The sequence below is a fragment of the Streptomyces sp. NPDC048171 genome, from assembly GCF_043202655.1.
In the GTDB taxonomy this organism is placed as follows: domain Bacteria; phylum Actinomycetota; class Actinomycetes; order Streptomycetales; family Streptomycetaceae; genus Streptomyces.
In genome coordinates, this window is sequence record NZ_JBIDAU010000005.1 from 532,975 (window position 1) to 547,153 (window position 14,179).

Below are 14,179 nucleotides of genomic sequence, written 5' to 3' on the forward strand. Positions count from 1 at the left end.
GCCTTGGCGGCGTTCTTGCCCCGGTCGAACACCTTGACCGGGGCAAGTCGTCCTGCGTGGCGTGAGCCCACGAGCCAACCGCAGGTTATGAATAGCGCTCGCACCCATCGTCTAAGCCGGCGCATCCTGCCACCACCAGTTAAAGTTCGGCGGCGAAGCCACCGGCTTCCACCCATCCGGCAGGTTCTGCAGTGGCCGGTACGATCCCAAGAACGGCAGTTGTGAGGGCTGCCGCGCGGGATGCTCGGGGGAGTCGACGTGGCGGACGGAATCGCAGTGGGTTCGGGGTATCCGCGCGCACTGCTCATGGGCGTCAGCCGCTTTGCTTCGTCTGTCGCGCCGAACGCAGAGCCGGAACCAGGTCAGGGCTGGAGCGACCTGCCCTTTGTGCCGGAGGTGTTGTCCAGGCTGGAGCAGGCGTACGGGAAGCTCTCGTATCAGGTGACCACCGAGCGGGAGCCGGACCGTAGGGCAGTGCGGCGAAACTGGGAGGTGGCGAGCGAGGACCAGTTCCGTGTCGTGCACGTCATCTCGCACGGTACGACGGCCCTGCCGGGTCGGGACAGGAAGGCCGAAGGCACGGAGCGGTTGTCCATGGTGCCATCCTGTGGGGACCCTGGATTGGGGACCGACGTAAGTTTGTGGGTTCAGGAGGCAAACAGCCTGCCGGCGCCCATGTTGTTCCTGGTTGACCTGTGCAGGGCTGGACGTGCTGCCCGGATCGGGCAGTTGATGCAGATCGCGGATGACCAGCTGCACGCGTGGGTGATCGCGGCCACCAGCCCGGACAAAGCGGCCTACGACGGCGCGTTCAGTGCGGCAGTAGCCGAGGTGCTGGAGGAGATCGCCGCCAACGGACTCGATACTTCTCCGTCGCTGCGCTACGTGCGGTGGGACCGGGTGACGTCCGCTATCCAGCAGCGGCTCGGCGCGGTCAGCCGCCGCCAGAAGGTCCACTCCACCAAGATCGATACCTCCCAGCCGCTCGAGTTGCCCTTTTTCCCCAACCCCAACTGGACCAGCGACCCCCGGCAGGAGAGGCTCCAGACGGTCGAAGCCCCCGTCCGGGCGTTTGTCGCTGACCTGGGAGCCGAGCACTTCATAGACCGCGTCGGCGACCACTTCACCGGTCGTCGACGACAGCTCACCGAGCTGGCCCCTTGGCTGGACGACAGCACCGCCAGCGGGCTGAGCGTCGTCACCGGCGCCCCCGGCTGCGGCAAGTCGGCCCTTTTGGGAGCGTTGGTCTGCGCCGGTCATCCGGAGATCGTGCGAGCCGCCCCTGACATTCGCAAATATCTAGCTGCCCAACAGCCGGACGGCGTCCCCTCACCCAACTCGATGCTGGCGGCCGTTCACGCCCGCAACCGCGGGCTGGACGCGGTGGTGGCTTCCCTGGCCACGCAGTGGGGACTCTCAGGCCGAAGCGTCGGACGGGAGGAGGCGTGGACAGCACCGGACCTCATCGACGCCGTCTCGTCGCTCCCTGACATTCCGCCGTTGGTCTTCGACGCTCTGGACGAGGCCGACGACCCCGTCGACCTGATGCGGCGACTTCTACTGCCGCTGGTCCAGGCCGTCCGCCCCGACGGGCTGCCCGCAGTTCGGCTGCTCGTCGGAACCCGTCGCGGATCACGCTTCCAGCCGCTCCTGGAACGCGCCGCGAGGCAAGGCAGGCTCCTCGACCTGGATGACGTCCCCGACGACGAGATCCGCGACGACCTGGCCCGGCATATTGCCATGCGGCTAGCCGAACTCCCCGGTTATCGGGAAGCCTCCCGGCGCGCTGTGCGTACCACGCTGGCCGGCACGATTGCCGCGACATTGACCCACGACCCTCGGACCACCCGACACTGGGGTCCGTTTCTCGTCGCCCGGATCTACGGCCGCGCGCTTGAACAGTTGCCCGTACCAGAAGACACGGCCTCCGCAGCGCGGCAGGGTGGGAGTGTCCCGCTCACCCTCCCCGGCGTACTGGAGCTCGACCTGCGCCTGCGTCCGGAGGGGTCGCGGCTGCGAGCCGTGCTGTCTGCGGTGGCCTGGGCCAAGGGTGAGGGATTCCCCACCGAGGCCGTCGCGGCCGTCGCGCCCGAATTCGACTCGGAGGTCGGGGACCACAATGTTCGCGAGCTGCTGGAAACCGGACGCTTCTACATGCGTACCGGCGTGGAGAGCGATGGCTCCACCCTGTACCGGCTCTTTCACCAGGGCTTGGCCGACTACTTGACAGAGCACCCCTATTCTCGCGGAGGGCCGGAGTGAAGATCGTTGGGATCCACGGCATCGGCAACTACCGACCGGGCGAGTCGACGGAGACGGCTGCCCGGAATCTGTCGGCTGTCTGGAGCAGGCACTTGGGCGTCGAAGCTGAGGTGGTGTACTTCGCCGATCTGCTGCGCGAGCAGGGTGGCCAATGTGACGACGCTTCGGACCTGGAGGACTTGACTGGGGCCGAGGAGAAGACCGTCCGCGAACTACTTGCCGCTCAGCCTGCCGTCCCAGGCCCGGGGCGTGTCCCACAAGGACTGCTCACAGCGGTACTGCGCGACGGCATAGCCGACCTGGCGGAGAGCTGGGCGTGCCCGGAATGGCTGATGGAGTGGTTCATGGTCCGCTTTGCCAAGGAGGTCGCTGCCTATCAGAGGAGGGGGCCGGCCCGCGATGCAGTGCAGCAGCGTCTCCGCGAGGCGCTCGACCGCAACCGACCGGATGTGCTGATTGCGCACTCCCTGGGTTCGGTCGTGGCATACGAGACCCTGCACCAGGATGGCACGCCACTCCTCCCGCTGTGGGTGACAGTAGGTTCGCCCCTTGCCTTGCCCAAGGCCGTCTTCGACCGGCTGAACCCGTCACCCGAGGGCGGACGAGGATCTCGGCCGCCTCGGGTGGCCCGCTGGGCGAACTTGGCGGACCCCGGCGACCCCGTCGCCATCCCCGCCAAGGGCGTCTCCAGGCGGTTCGCCGGAGTGGATAGTGACGAACAGCATGTCGTTCACCATGGTTTCAAGTTTCATCATGCGGAGTCCTATCTGAAATCGGCTTGCCTTGCGGACGTTCTGGCAACCGCATCGTGAGCCCAGCGGACGAAGGCCTGACGAAGACCCGGCAGGCAGACGGAATAGATGAGGGAAACCAGAAGGACGACGAACGGCCGGATGGGCGAGCCAACAGCGAGGAGCCACTTTTCGGTCGGGAGGATGCCCCTGACTCCGCAGCAGTTCGGCGGACAGTCGCCGGCCTGGTCCTCGACCGGCTCACGGCGCCGATCCGGGAGGGAGGCCGACCGCGCTGGGACCTCGCCTCGCCCTATCTGCTGCGTCACGCCGCCGAACATGCCGCTGAGGCTGGTCGTCTGCGGAGCCTCTTCCGCGACTACGAATTCCTAGTTCATGCTCGCCCTGGCCCAGTGCTACGCTTCGGCGCGCTCCTAGAGGCTAGGACTCCGGTGCCGGCTCTCTCGCTCTATCGGGCGTCCCTGGTGGAGCACATCGCGGCCGAGCCGCACGCACGGCGTGACATCCTCGCTGTGGACGCCGCCCGCCATCAGTGGCCCGATGTCAGCCAAGCCTTTTACCATCCCCGCCAGGCTCCTCCCACACTGTGGCAATGCCGCTGGTCCACAGCGAGCAATATCAGCTTCGCGCTCCGCGGCACACTGGCCCACGACTCCCCCGTCGAATTGCTCGCCACCGGGACAGCCTGGGCCGGTTCCTTCGCTGTGACCGCCGCGCGCGGTGACAGAGCAGCGGGTGTTTGGGACCTGGTCTCCGGCACGCGCGTGCGCGTACTGCCCAGGCACGCGAAGCTGTTGACGGCCGTGGCCGTCTCGGACTCCTTCCGCGTCGTCGCACTCACTGCGGCGAAAGACGGAGCGGTGCGCTGCTGCGACCCGTTGAGCGGGGAGGCTCTTTGGGAAGTGGTCGCACACGACGGAGAGGTGCACGGACTTCAGCTGCACGAGCTCCGCGGCGTTCCGATGGTCATCACCCACGGCGGAGACGGCACGGTTAGCATTCGAGACCTGGAATCCGGGGAGCTCCAGACGGTCTTCGCTGGGTTGCCTCCCGGTGGCCGCTTGGTCGTCGCCACTGGAGACACGGACGACATGGTCGCCTATGTCGGCCAAGGGCAGCTGCTGTCCCTCGACCCCCATGCGGGGGCGGAACGCTTCAGAAAGCCGCTCAGCCTAGGGAAGATCATCGGTATTGCACCGGCCTGCATCGGCCCGGATCCGGCCGTGGTGATCACCACGGCTGATGGCAGGGGTGAGGTGTGGGACTTGCTGGACGCAAGGCCGATCAGTGTGTTCGAAGGGCCCCCAGGCACCATGGACACCCTCACCGCCCTCGACACGAGCCAAGGTGGTGTGGCTGTCACCGGCGGCAGGGACGGGACAATCCGGCTCTGGGACCTGGAACGTGGTGGTCGGCCGCTGCGTCAGCTCACCGGCCACCTTGGTGCGATTACCGACCTGGCAGTGTACGAGGCCCCGGCTCTACATGAGGTCAACAAGCCGTACAGCTCGTTCCTGGATATCCAGACGGTCATCCACACCCAACGCATCAAACCGCGCATCACCCCGGGCAACGAAGGGCTTCGACGATCACGGCTGTTCGATTCGCTGGCCGGATACGCGTTGTTATCCGCATCCGCCGACCGCACCCTGCGGGAGTGGAGTCTGGCGGACGGCGGCCTCCGCCAGGCATTCAGCGCACATACGGACCGACCCCGGGCGATCACCGTCACGCACATTGGTGGCAGCCCAGTGGCGGTCAGCGCCGGACAGGACAATACGGCGCGTGTCTGGGCTCTGGACGACCGGCGCGTTCGGACCGTGGACCGAGTTACCTATCCTATGCCCGTCAGTTCGGTGTCTCTCAGCCGTGTGGACGGTCGACTATTGATCGCCACCGGCTGTGGCGACGAGCGGTTGCGGGTGGTGACTGCGTCTGAAGGGACAGCCGAGGGCAACCACCTCAACGGCACTGGAAGGCTCACGGCCGTGGTGCTCGGGCCCACACTTGAAGGGCCGGTCGCCGTCACTGCCACCAACGACGGAAAGCTGACCGCCCGGCGTCCCGCGACCGGTGAGCGGTTGTGGCAGCGCGTCTCGTGTTCCGTGCCGGACCGACCCGTGACCGCACTGACTATGGGCGGGTCCCGGCGCCGTCCCCTCGTTCTCAGCCTTGACCCGTCGGACGGCGGACGACTGCAAGTCCACTCACTCACCGGGGGGCGAACCCCTGACCACCCTCTGCAGGACCTTCGTTGTGCAGCAGTGGCCACTGGACGGATCCGTAGGAAGCCGGTTGCCGCGGTCGCCCATCACGACGGAACGATCGAACTGTGGAACCTCAACCCAGGCGCATGCCGCAGGATCCTGTCCGGCAGGGCCGAGGGCGTAGTGAGTATCGCCATCGGTGCAACACCCATAGGGCCGTTGGTAGCAGTTGCGTACGAGAAGGGCCGGGTACGCGTGTGGGACGCGGAAACGGGCCGGCAGTGCTGTCTCCTCACGGCTGCCCCGGCAAAGATGATCGCGGTTGGCACGTCACACGGCCGCCCGGTGGTGATTACGGCAGACCCGTCCCGTACAACCCTTCACTTCTGGGATGTGGAGACTGGCACCACACATACCGTCGTGACCCTCCCCGAGGCGATTGGCGCTCTCTGTATGGAGGAGGGGATCCTTGCCGTCGGATACGGACGAGAGCTTGCCGTCTTCAGCGCCGCCGACGACCCGGGCCCCTGGGACGAGGCCCAAGTGCCCATGGCGGCGTCGAACCCACAGAACGAAGCGGGCCCCGAGGGTGAAGGGGCGCACTTCGGGGACAGTGGTGGACAGTTGACCGCTCTGGAGATGGCGATCCTGATTCACCTCTGCCGGGCGGAGGAGTCCCTCGGGGTGCCCGAGGTGAAAGCGGCGTTTAGACCGCACTTCCGTCGATGCGTGAAGACGCAACTACGCTCCCTCTCGCAAAAGGGGTACGTAGACCGAGCTCAGGGCTCCCGCTCCTTCCTTCCGACCGCTCAAGGCCGCGAGGTGGTGGTACGGGCGGAAGGAAGCGGAGAGCTGGTCAAGAGGCGCTGGAAGATCGGCGTTCATTGTGCGGGTTGCGGTGTTTAACCAGGCGACCGGCTGGGTTGATCTGTCTGACGCATGGGAGAAAGCGTGGTTGTGGCGGTAGCGGGCGCTGTGGCTCGCGCACGCCCTCATGTAGCCGGGGCAGGACGTTGGGCCGTCAGCCCTTCTTGGCCTTCTTCTTCCGCTTGGTTTTCGCCTTTGCGGCCTTCTTCGCCACCTTGGTGGCAAGCGTGCTCGTTCCTCCTGCTCGGCCTTGCGTTGGATCGGGACCAGCTTCGCGGTGTGGAATCACTGCACATACTCCATACGCCGCGAGGACGGCAGCCGGCGGTCCTTCGCACGCGGCGGGTACGGCAGTCTCAAGGCCGCCCGGGCCGATCTCGACCACGTGCGCGCCCTCCTGGGGCTCGCCGAGGTCGACGATCCCGAGGGCATCCAGCTGGTCGCCGCGATGCTGGCCGAGGTCAGCGGTGAGAAGCTGCCTCTGCCCGACGTGGAGGAGACCCGGCGCCGACTCAGGCCGGCCAGGATCTCATCGGCAACCTGACCGTGGCCGAGTGGCTGGACCGGTGGCTCGCCGACAGGCGCATCCGGAAGTCGGGCATCAGCCGGTACGAGACCGATGTCCGCGTGCACCTCAAGCCGCACAACGGCCACCGGCGTCTCGATCGGCTGCGCGTCAGCCACCTGAGCGACAGGTTCACCGCGATCACCGATGCCAACGCCGAGATCCTGGAGCAGAACGCCCAGCGACGTGCGGCGGTCGAGGAGTTGGCGACCGTCCCGTGGAAGGGTGTGGCGAACCGCGCCCGCCGCAAGGCCATGAAGGCCGCGATCGACGCGATGCCGCCCTTCCGCCGTGTCACCGGCCCCGCCACACGGCAGCACATCAAGGCAACGCTCCGCGCGGCCCTGAACGACGCGATCGGGCAGCAGATCGCTACGTTCAACCCGGCGGCCCACGTCGAGATCGACCCGGTGCGCAAGCCCAAGGCGCTCGTGTGGACGGATGAGCGGGTCGCCAAGTGGGAGCAGACCGGCGAGAAGCCCTCGCCCGTGATGGTCTGGACGCCGGAGCAGACTGGCGCCTTCCTCGACTTCGTCGCCGAGGACCGGCTGTACGCGATGTGGCACCTGAGCCTGGCGTCGTCCGGGACCGGTGCCGCCCCTTATGAAGGGATGAGGCCCCGAGGAGGAGTGGGGAACGGAGGCCGACGAGGGGGCGGGCGTTACTTCGCGTCCCCGTAGCACTCCACCACCGCCGTGGTGAAGGGGAACCGCACCGGTGTGGCGCCGAACGTCAGCCGGCCCGCCAGCTCCGCGGACTCCCGGATCGCCGCCACGACCGCGTCGGCCTCCTCCTCGGGGCAGTGCACGATCACCTCGTCGTGCTGGAAGAAGACCAGCTCGGCCGCCATGTCCGCGCAGTGCTGCCGCAACGCGGCGAGCAGCAGCAGCGCCCAGTCGGCGGCGCTGCCCTGCACGACGAAGTTGCGGGCGAAGCGGCCCCGCGCGCGGGCGTCGGTGGAGGCGTAGCCCGGCACCCACTCGTGCGGGCGGTCCGGGGGGCCGGCGGGGTCGTCCTGCGGCAGGCCCGCCTCCTCGGCGCCGTCGGCCGCGCCGGCCGCAGGCGGGCAGGTGCGTCCGAGCCAGGTCCGCACGAGCCGCCCCTCCTCGCCCGCGCGGGCCGCGTCGTCCACGTACGCCACCGCCCTCGGGAAGCGGCGCCGGAGCGCGGCGAGGTTCTTCAGGCCGTCGCCGGAGGTCTGCCCGTACACCGCGCCGAGAACGGCGAGTTTGGCCTGCTCGCGGTCTCCCGAGAAGGCGCGGTCGGAGACCGACTGGTAGAGGTCGCTCTCCCGCCCGGCCACCTCCATCAGCCCGGGGTCGCGGGAGATCGCCGCCAGTACGCGCGGTTCCATCTGGTCGGCGTCCGCGACGACCAGCCGCCAGCCGGGGTCGGCGACGACGGCCCGCCGGATCACCTTCGGGATCTGCAGCCCGCCCCCGCCGTTGGTCACCCAGCGTCCGGTGACCGTGCCGCCGGCCAGGAACTCGGGGCGGAACCGTCCCCCGCGCACCCAGTCCTGGAGCCAGGACCAGCCGTGCGCGACCCAGATCCGGTACAGCTTCTTGTACTCGATCAAGGGCTTCACGGCGGGGTGGTCGAGCGTTTCCAGCTCCCAGCGGCGGGTGGAGCCGACCTTGACGCCGGCCTGCCCGAAGGCCTTGACCACGTCCGCGGGCAGGTCGGGCCGCACCCGGCGGCCGAACGCCGCCGACACCTCCTCCGCCAGCTCGGCGAGGCGGCGCGGCTCGCCCCCGCCCGCGTACCGCTCGCCGAGCAGGTCGTGGAGGATCTCGCGGTGCACGTCGGCGCGCCAGGGGAGCCCCGCGTGGTTCATCTCGGCCGCCACCAGCATGCCCGCCGACTCGGCCGCGGTCAGCAGCCGCATCCGGTCGGGGTGGGCGGTCCGCTCGTGCCGGCTCTGCTGCTCGGCGTAGACGGCGAGCAGGTCGTCCAGGGGCAGGTGGACCCCCTGTGGTTCGAACAGCGGGGACTGTGCGCCCGGCTCCGCGGAGCGCTGCGGCGGATCGGTCGGTACGGGGCCGCCGCGCAGCCGGGCCAGGGCCGCCGCGGCCGAGCGCGGCTCCCCGTACCGCCCCTCGTGGCCGAGGAGCAGGGTCTCGGCCGCCTCCATGTCGTAGCACCGCTCGACTCGCACCCCCGTGGCGAGCAGGCGCGGAGCGACCTCGGCGGTGGACCGCCACACCCAGCGCGCGACCTCCGGCCTGCTCCGCACCGCCTCGGCGGGGCCGGCCTCGCGCCGCACCGGTCCGGCGGGCAGCCCGTCGGGGCCGAGGGGGGCGACGTCCACGCCACCGTCCTCGGCCACGGCGAGTGCCCACCGTTCGGCCATGTCGCGAGTGTCGCAGCAGGGTCTGACAACGCCCTCGAGTCCGACAACGCCCTCGACGGGAACCTTCTGCGACCGCGGGCGTCAGCCCTGTCCCTCCTCGCGGTCGTCTTCCGTCCTCATGAACTGCGCGAGTACCTCGGTGACGTACCGCTCGACCGACTCCTTGCCGATGCCGAGTCCGCTCAGTACGCCCTCGCCGTTCTCGTACTCCAGCAGGGCGAGCAGGATGTGCTCGGTGCCGATGTAGTTGTGGCCGAGGCGGAGGGCCTCGCGGAAGGTGAGTTCCAGGACCTTCTTCGCGGCGGGGCCGTACGGCACCAGTTCCGGGGCCTCGTCGGCGGCGGGCGGCAGCTTCGCCGTCGCCGCCGCGCGGATCGCGTCGAGGGCCACGCCCTGTGCGGTGATCGCCTTGGCGGCCAGACCGTCGCGTTCGGTGAGCACGCCCAAAATCAGGTGTTCGGGCAGGCCCTCGGCGGCGCCCGCGGCCACCGCCTCGTTGTGCGCGGCCATCACGGCGTTCTGCGCGCGCGGCGTGTAGCGGCTGAAGCCCTGGCTCGCGTCCAGGTCGGCCGACTCCTTGGGGACGAAGCGCTTCTGCGCCGCCTGCCGGGTGACGCCCATGCTCTTGCCGATGTCCGTCCAGGAAGCGCCCGAACGCCGGGCCTGGTCCACGAAGTGTCCGATGAGGTGGTCGGCCACCTCTCCGAGGTGCTCGCCGGCGATGACGGCGTCCTGGAGCTGTTCGAGGGGCTCCGGGTGGACCTTCTTGATCGCGGTGATGAGTTCGTCGAGTCGTACGGATGACGTGATGCTCGGATTCGTCGCCATGTGTCAACCGTAGGTTGCGCTCCCGTGGAGTGTCAACCGATGGTTGACACTCCTTCTCGCGCTCGGCGTCGACTATTTCGGGGAAGCCACCACCAACCGCACCGCGAGTCCCGTGAACACCGTGCCGGAGACGATGTTGAGCCAGCGGTTCACGCGGGCACTGCGCCTGAGCAGCCCCGCCAGCCGGCCGGAGAGCAGGCCCACGAAGCCGTCCCACAGGAAGCCCATCACCACGAGCGTGCCGCCGAGCAGCAGGAGCTGCGCGGGAACGTGACCGAGCGAGGGGTCGACGAACTGCGGCAGGAACGCCACGTTGAAGAGGATCACCTTGGGGTTGAGCAGGTTGGTGATCGCGCCCTGCCAGAAGGCCCGCCGCATCCCGGTGCCCCGGGCCGCCGCGTCCTCGCCCGGCACCGAACGGTCCCGGAACGCCTTCACCGCCAGGTACAGCAGATAGGCCGCGCCCGCCCAGCGCAGCACGTGGTACAGCGTGGGCAGCGTCGTGAACAGCGCCGACAGCCCGAGCGCGGCGGCGACCGCGTGCACCAGCATGGCGCAGGCCACCCCGAACGCGGCCATCACACCCGCCGTGGGGCCGCCCTTCCCGCCCATCGCCACGATGAACATCATGTCGGGACCCGGAGTGACACAGAGCGCGAGAGCGGCGACGAGGAACGCCGCGTAGAGAGTCATGTCCACCATGCCCGCCATGCTCGACGCCACCGGGTCCTGCGCCGGCCGAATTCCGCGGAGTGAGACGGCCGGTGGGGCCACCACGCTCAGCCCCTGCCACCCCTCCCTGCCACCCCCTCCCTCCCACCACCCCCGAACCCGTCCCGGCCGGCATGGCACGATCGCCGGGTGAGTACGTCCCGCACCGTCGACCGCGCCTTCGAGGCCGCCCTGTACGACACCGCCGAGCACGCCCTCGACACCGCCGCCTCGCTGCTCGCGGCCGACCCGGCGGCGGACGCGGAACTGGCGCGGCGCGGCGAGGAGTTCGTGGCCACCGCCTGGCGGCGCGGCTGGCAGCCCGCCGACCTCGTGCGCATCGTCCGCCGCGAACTGGACGACGTGCACGTACGGCTGGTCGCGGCGCTGATCCGCGCGCAGGCGCCGCACGACCGTCCGCGCGGCCCCCGCTGGGCGGCGCAGCTCGACGCCGTACCGGACGGGACCGCCACGCCCCGCACCGACCGCTTCTCGCACGCCACCGCCGTACTGGAGCTGTACCGCCTGCTGCTGCGGCTGCCCCCGCTGGAGCCCCTCGACGCGGGGGAGACCGGGCGGCCCCGGCCGGAGAACCGCCCCGAGTCCCGCGCCCTCGCCCGCATCCGCGCGCTGCTCGCCAAGGCGGAGGCGACCGGGTATCCGGAGGAGGCGGAGGCGCTGAGCGCCAAGGCGCAGGAGCTGATGGCCCGGCACAGCGTCGACGAGGCGCTGCTGTCGGCGCACGCGCCCTCGCCGGACGTCCCCGGTGCCTGCCGGATCGGCGTCGAGGCGCCGTACGAGCAGGCCAAGGCGGTGCTGCTGGACGCGGTGGCCGACGCCAACCACTGCCGGGCGGTGTGGAACGAGCCCCTCGGCTTCTCCACCGTCGTCGGTTTCGAGGCCGACCTGGAGGCCGTCGAACTCCTCCACACCTCACTGCTGGTGCAGGCCGAGGCCGCGATGACCAAGGCGGAGGCGGCCCAGCGGGCGGGCGGGCGCAAGCGCACCAAGACCTTCCGCCAGTCGTTCCTCGCCGCCTACGCCCACCGCGCGGGCACCCGGTTGCGGGCCGCCGCCGAGGCCGTCGCCGCCGAGGCCGGCAGCGCCGGGGAGGTGGACCTGCTGCCGGTGCTCGCCTCCCGGGACGTCGCGGTCACCGACCGGCTGGAGCGCATGTTCCCCGAGACGACCACGACCCGGATGCGGGGTGCCGGTGACGCGGACGGCTGGACGGAGGGCACCCGCGCGGCCGACCACGCCGAGGTCGGCCGCCGACGGCCGCTGAGGTAGGCGGCCGGCGGCCGGGGGAGCAGGCGCGGGTTCAGGAGCCGAGGCCCTCCGTCGGCAGGCCCGGCGGCAGCGATCCGCCCTCCGACTTGGTGTACGTCTCCTCGCCGAGGCCGCCCTCCCAGACCATCTTGAGGGACTTGCCGTCCACCGACCCGACCGTGCCGGTCGACCGGTCGTCGCTGCCGTCGGTGCACTTGAGGCGGACGATCCGGGTGCCGGCGTCCTCACCGGCGGTGCCGCTGCACACCGTCCCGCCGGTGGCGAAGAGGGCGGCCTTGCCGCCGGTCACCATCAGCGCGACGGCCTGGCCGTCGGTGGTGGCCAGCCAGCTCCCCTCCAACTCCCCGGCGTCGGACGGCGACCCGCCGCTGCCGCCGCTAGGGTCCGTGCTCGCGGACGCCTCGGGCGCCGCCGAGGACTCGCCGCCTCCGCCCGAGCCACCGTCGTCGGAGCCGCCGTCGGTGCACGCGGTCAGCGCCAGCGTGCCCACCAGTCCGAGGGCCACGGCAGCGGCCCGCACGGACCGCCGCGCCCGCCCGGGCGAGCGCCGCGCGCGGGGTACCGGCAGAAGGTCATCCGTACTCGCCGTACTCGCCGTACTCGTCGCGCTCGCCGTACTCTCCGCAGTCACCAACGTCACGGGAAGCTCCAAGCTGTTGCCGGACGGCCGGGCCGGCCCCGAGGCATCACAACCCGGGACGACCTGAGGACAGCCGCAAGTTACCAGGACGGCTCGCGGACCCCCGGCGCCTGGCAGGCGCGCAGTGGGCGGAGACGGGTGACGTACCTCTCCTTCGGAGGCGGCGGACGTAACTGTTAATGGATGTCATTTTCAGTAAGATGCCGGGCATGGCACGCAACGAACTCCGTCCGGTCATCAAGCTCCGGTCCACGGCCGGCACCGGCTTCACCTACGTCACCCGCAAGAACCGCCGCAACGACCCGGACCGGCTGACCCTGCGCAAGTACGACCCGGTGGCCGGCCGGCACGTCGACTTCCGAGAGGAGCGCTGACCCGTCATGCGCGAGGGCATCCACCCCGAGTACCGCCCGGCGCTGCCGGTGGTGATCGTCGGCGGGCTGCACGCCGAGGCCCGCCGGGCGACCGTGGCGCGGCTGCTGGCCGACGTGCCCGGCAGCGTCGTCCTCCACCACGACCTGGCGACGGCCACCGCGGGCACGGTCGTACGGACCGTACGGGACGCCACCGGCATCCTCTCCGCCGGCGAGGCGCCGCTCGTCAACGACTGCGCCTGCTGCGCCCTGCGCGAGGACCTCGTCCCCGAGCTGGTCCGGCTGGCGGACGCCGGGGGCACCCCGCTGGCGGTGGTCGAGCTGTGGGACTCCGTGGAGCCCAAGGCCATGGCGGAGGTGGTGACGGCCGGCGGCTTCACCGTCACCGGCGTGATCACCGCCGTGGACCCGGCCCTGGTGCTGCCGTACCTGGGCAACGGCGACGACCTCGCCGAGGGCGGCCTCGCCGCCGCGGCCACCGACCAGCGCACCGTCGCCGACACCTTCGCACGGCAGCTGGAGTACGCCCCCGTCCTCGCCCTGGCCGAGTCCCTCCCCGGGTCGCCGGAGGCCGACGACGAGGACCGCGAGCTGCTGGCCCAGCTGCATCCGACGGCCCGCCGGGTGGTGGTCGGGTCCGGTGGTGGCCCCGGTGGTGGTCACGGCGGCAGCCAGGGAGGGGGTCACAGCGGCGCCCCCGGGAGCGCCCCCGCCGCCCCGGGAAGCCCGGCCGCCCCCTCCGGAAGCCCGGCCGCCGCCCCGCCCTCCGAGCTGGCCCGCGCCGCCCTCGCCGGTTTCGACGTGGAGGCCGCGGCCGCCGCCCAGCACCCGGCCTGCGCCCTGCTGCCCGCCGAGGCCGACGCGCACGGCGTCACCACGCTGGTCTGGCACCGCCGCCGCCCCTTCCACCCGGGCCGGCTGTACGCGGCGCTGGAGGACCTGACCTGTGCCGCCGCCCGCAGCCGGGGCCGGTTCTGGCTGGCCGACAAGGCGGACACGCTGCTGCACTGGGACGCCGCGGGCGGGGCGCTGTGCGTGGAGGGGGCGGGGCCGTGGCTCGCCTCGCTGCCCGACGCCGCCTGGGACCTGGTCCCGCCGGTGCGCCGTGCCGCCGCCGCGCTGGACTGGCACCCCGAGCACGGCGACCGCTGCCAGCACCTGGTCTTCACCTCTCCCGGCCTCGACCGCGACGGCCTGGCCCGGCTCCTGGAGTCGTGCCTGCTGACCGACGCCGAGTACGCCGCCGGGCGGGCCGCCTGGGAGCGACTGCCGTCCGGCTTCGACACCCTCCTGGAGGTCTGACCAGCTGACCTGCGCCGCAACCCTCCCG

At 70.7% G+C, this 14,179-nt stretch carries 10 protein-coding genes and 1 pseudogene; 7 read left to right on the plus strand and 4 right to left on the minus strand.

Annotation, left to right across the window (positions count from 1 at the left end):
* The first annotated feature begins 258 nt into the window (after positions 1-258).
* The 4 genes and pseudogenes from ACGF3J_RS17035 to ACGF3J_RS17050 form a co-directional block, all read left to right on the plus strand.
* Positions 259-2,262, plus strand: coding sequence for an ATP-binding protein (locus ACGF3J_RS17035; protein WP_161331972.1), 2,004 nt, complete (start codon positions 259-261; stop codon positions 2,260-2,262).
* Positions 2,259-3,074, plus strand: a complete 816-nt coding sequence (locus tag ACGF3J_RS17040) for a serine peptidase (RefSeq protein ID WP_161331973.1) — start codon at positions 2,259-2,261, stop codon at positions 3,072-3,074. The genes ACGF3J_RS17035 and ACGF3J_RS17040 overlap by 4 nt, the downstream gene beginning before the upstream one ends.
* Positions 3,071-6,127: a hypothetical protein gene (locus tag ACGF3J_RS17045; protein WP_161331974.1), complete on the plus strand. Its 3,057-nt coding sequence runs from the start codon at positions 3,071-3,073 to the stop codon at positions 6,125-6,127. Before ACGF3J_RS17040 ends, ACGF3J_RS17045 begins: the two co-directional genes overlap by 4 nt.
* Positions 6,128-6,371: 244 nt before the next feature.
* Positions 6,372-7,222 (plus strand): annotated as a pseudogene (locus ACGF3J_RS17050) (site-specific integrase); the annotation flags it as partial.
* A 92-nt stretch (positions 7,223-7,314) separates the two neighbouring features.
* On the opposite strand, the gene ACGF3J_RS17055 reads toward ACGF3J_RS17050, so the two are convergent.
* The 3 genes from ACGF3J_RS17055 to ACGF3J_RS17065 form a co-directional block, all read right to left on the minus strand.
* Entirely contained in the window at positions 7,315-9,006 is a 1,692-nt protein-coding gene (locus ACGF3J_RS17055; RefSeq protein ID WP_161331976.1) for a bifunctional 3'-5' exonuclease/DNA polymerase, read from the minus strand.
* A gap of 81 nt (positions 9,007-9,087) precedes the next feature.
* Positions 9,088-9,834 (minus strand): Clp protease N-terminal domain-containing protein, encoded by a 747-nt coding sequence (locus ACGF3J_RS17060; RefSeq protein ID WP_161331977.1) that lies wholly within the window; start codon positions 9,832-9,834, stop codon positions 9,088-9,090.
* A gap of 72 nt (positions 9,835-9,906) precedes the next feature.
* Positions 9,907-10,536 (minus strand): LysE family translocator, encoded by a 630-nt coding sequence (locus ACGF3J_RS17065; RefSeq protein WP_161331978.1) that lies wholly within the window; start codon positions 10,534-10,536, stop codon positions 9,907-9,909.
* A gap of 159 nt (positions 10,537-10,695) precedes the next feature.
* On the opposite strand from ACGF3J_RS17065, the gene ACGF3J_RS17070 reads away from it, so the two are divergent.
* A complete protein-coding gene (locus ACGF3J_RS17070; RefSeq protein ID WP_161327259.1) occupies positions 10,696-11,835 on the plus strand; it encodes a DUF2786 domain-containing protein in 1,140 nt (379 codons plus the stop codon).
* Positions 11,836-11,866: 31 nt separating this feature from the next.
* Here ACGF3J_RS17070 and ACGF3J_RS17075 read toward each other — a convergent pair whose 3' ends face one another.
* Positions 11,867-12,340 (minus strand): hypothetical protein, encoded by a 474-nt coding sequence (locus tag ACGF3J_RS17075; protein WP_346345990.1) that lies wholly within the window; start codon positions 12,338-12,340, stop codon positions 11,867-11,869.
* A 344-nt stretch (positions 12,341-12,684) separates the two neighbouring features.
* Here ACGF3J_RS17075 and rpmG point away from each other — a divergent pair, with 344 nt between their 5' ends.
* A complete protein-coding gene (gene rpmG / locus ACGF3J_RS17080) occupies positions 12,685-12,849 on the plus strand; it encodes a 50S ribosomal protein L33 (RefSeq protein ID WP_044382365.1) in 165 nt (54 codons plus the stop codon).
* 6 nt (positions 12,850-12,855) lie between these two features.
* Positions 12,856-14,151, plus strand: a complete 1,296-nt coding sequence (locus tag ACGF3J_RS17085; RefSeq protein WP_161327257.1) for a GTP-binding protein — start codon at positions 12,856-12,858, stop codon at positions 14,149-14,151.
* Positions 14,152-14,179: the final 28 nt, after the last annotated feature.

Bases quoted from the DNA above. Each gene is read 5' to 3' on its own strand.
- rpmG (WP_044382365.1), top strand. From the start codon at position 12,685: ATGGCACGCAACGAACTCCGTCCGGTCATCAAGCTCCGGTCCACGGCC.
- ACGF3J_RS17055 (WP_161331976.1), bottom strand. From the start codon at position 9,006: ATGGCCGAACGGTGGGCACTCGCCGTGGCCGAGGACGGTGGCGTGGAC.
- ACGF3J_RS17065 (WP_161331978.1), bottom strand. From the start codon at position 10,536: ATGGTGGACATGACTCTCTACGCGGCGTTCCTCGTCGCCGCTCTCGCG.
- ACGF3J_RS17060 (WP_161331977.1), bottom strand. From the start codon at position 9,834: ATGGCGACGAATCCGAGCATCACGTCATCCGTACGACTCGACGAACTC.
- ACGF3J_RS17085 (WP_161327257.1), top strand. From the start codon at position 12,856: ATGCGCGAGGGCATCCACCCCGAGTACCGCCCGGCGCTGCCGGTGGTG.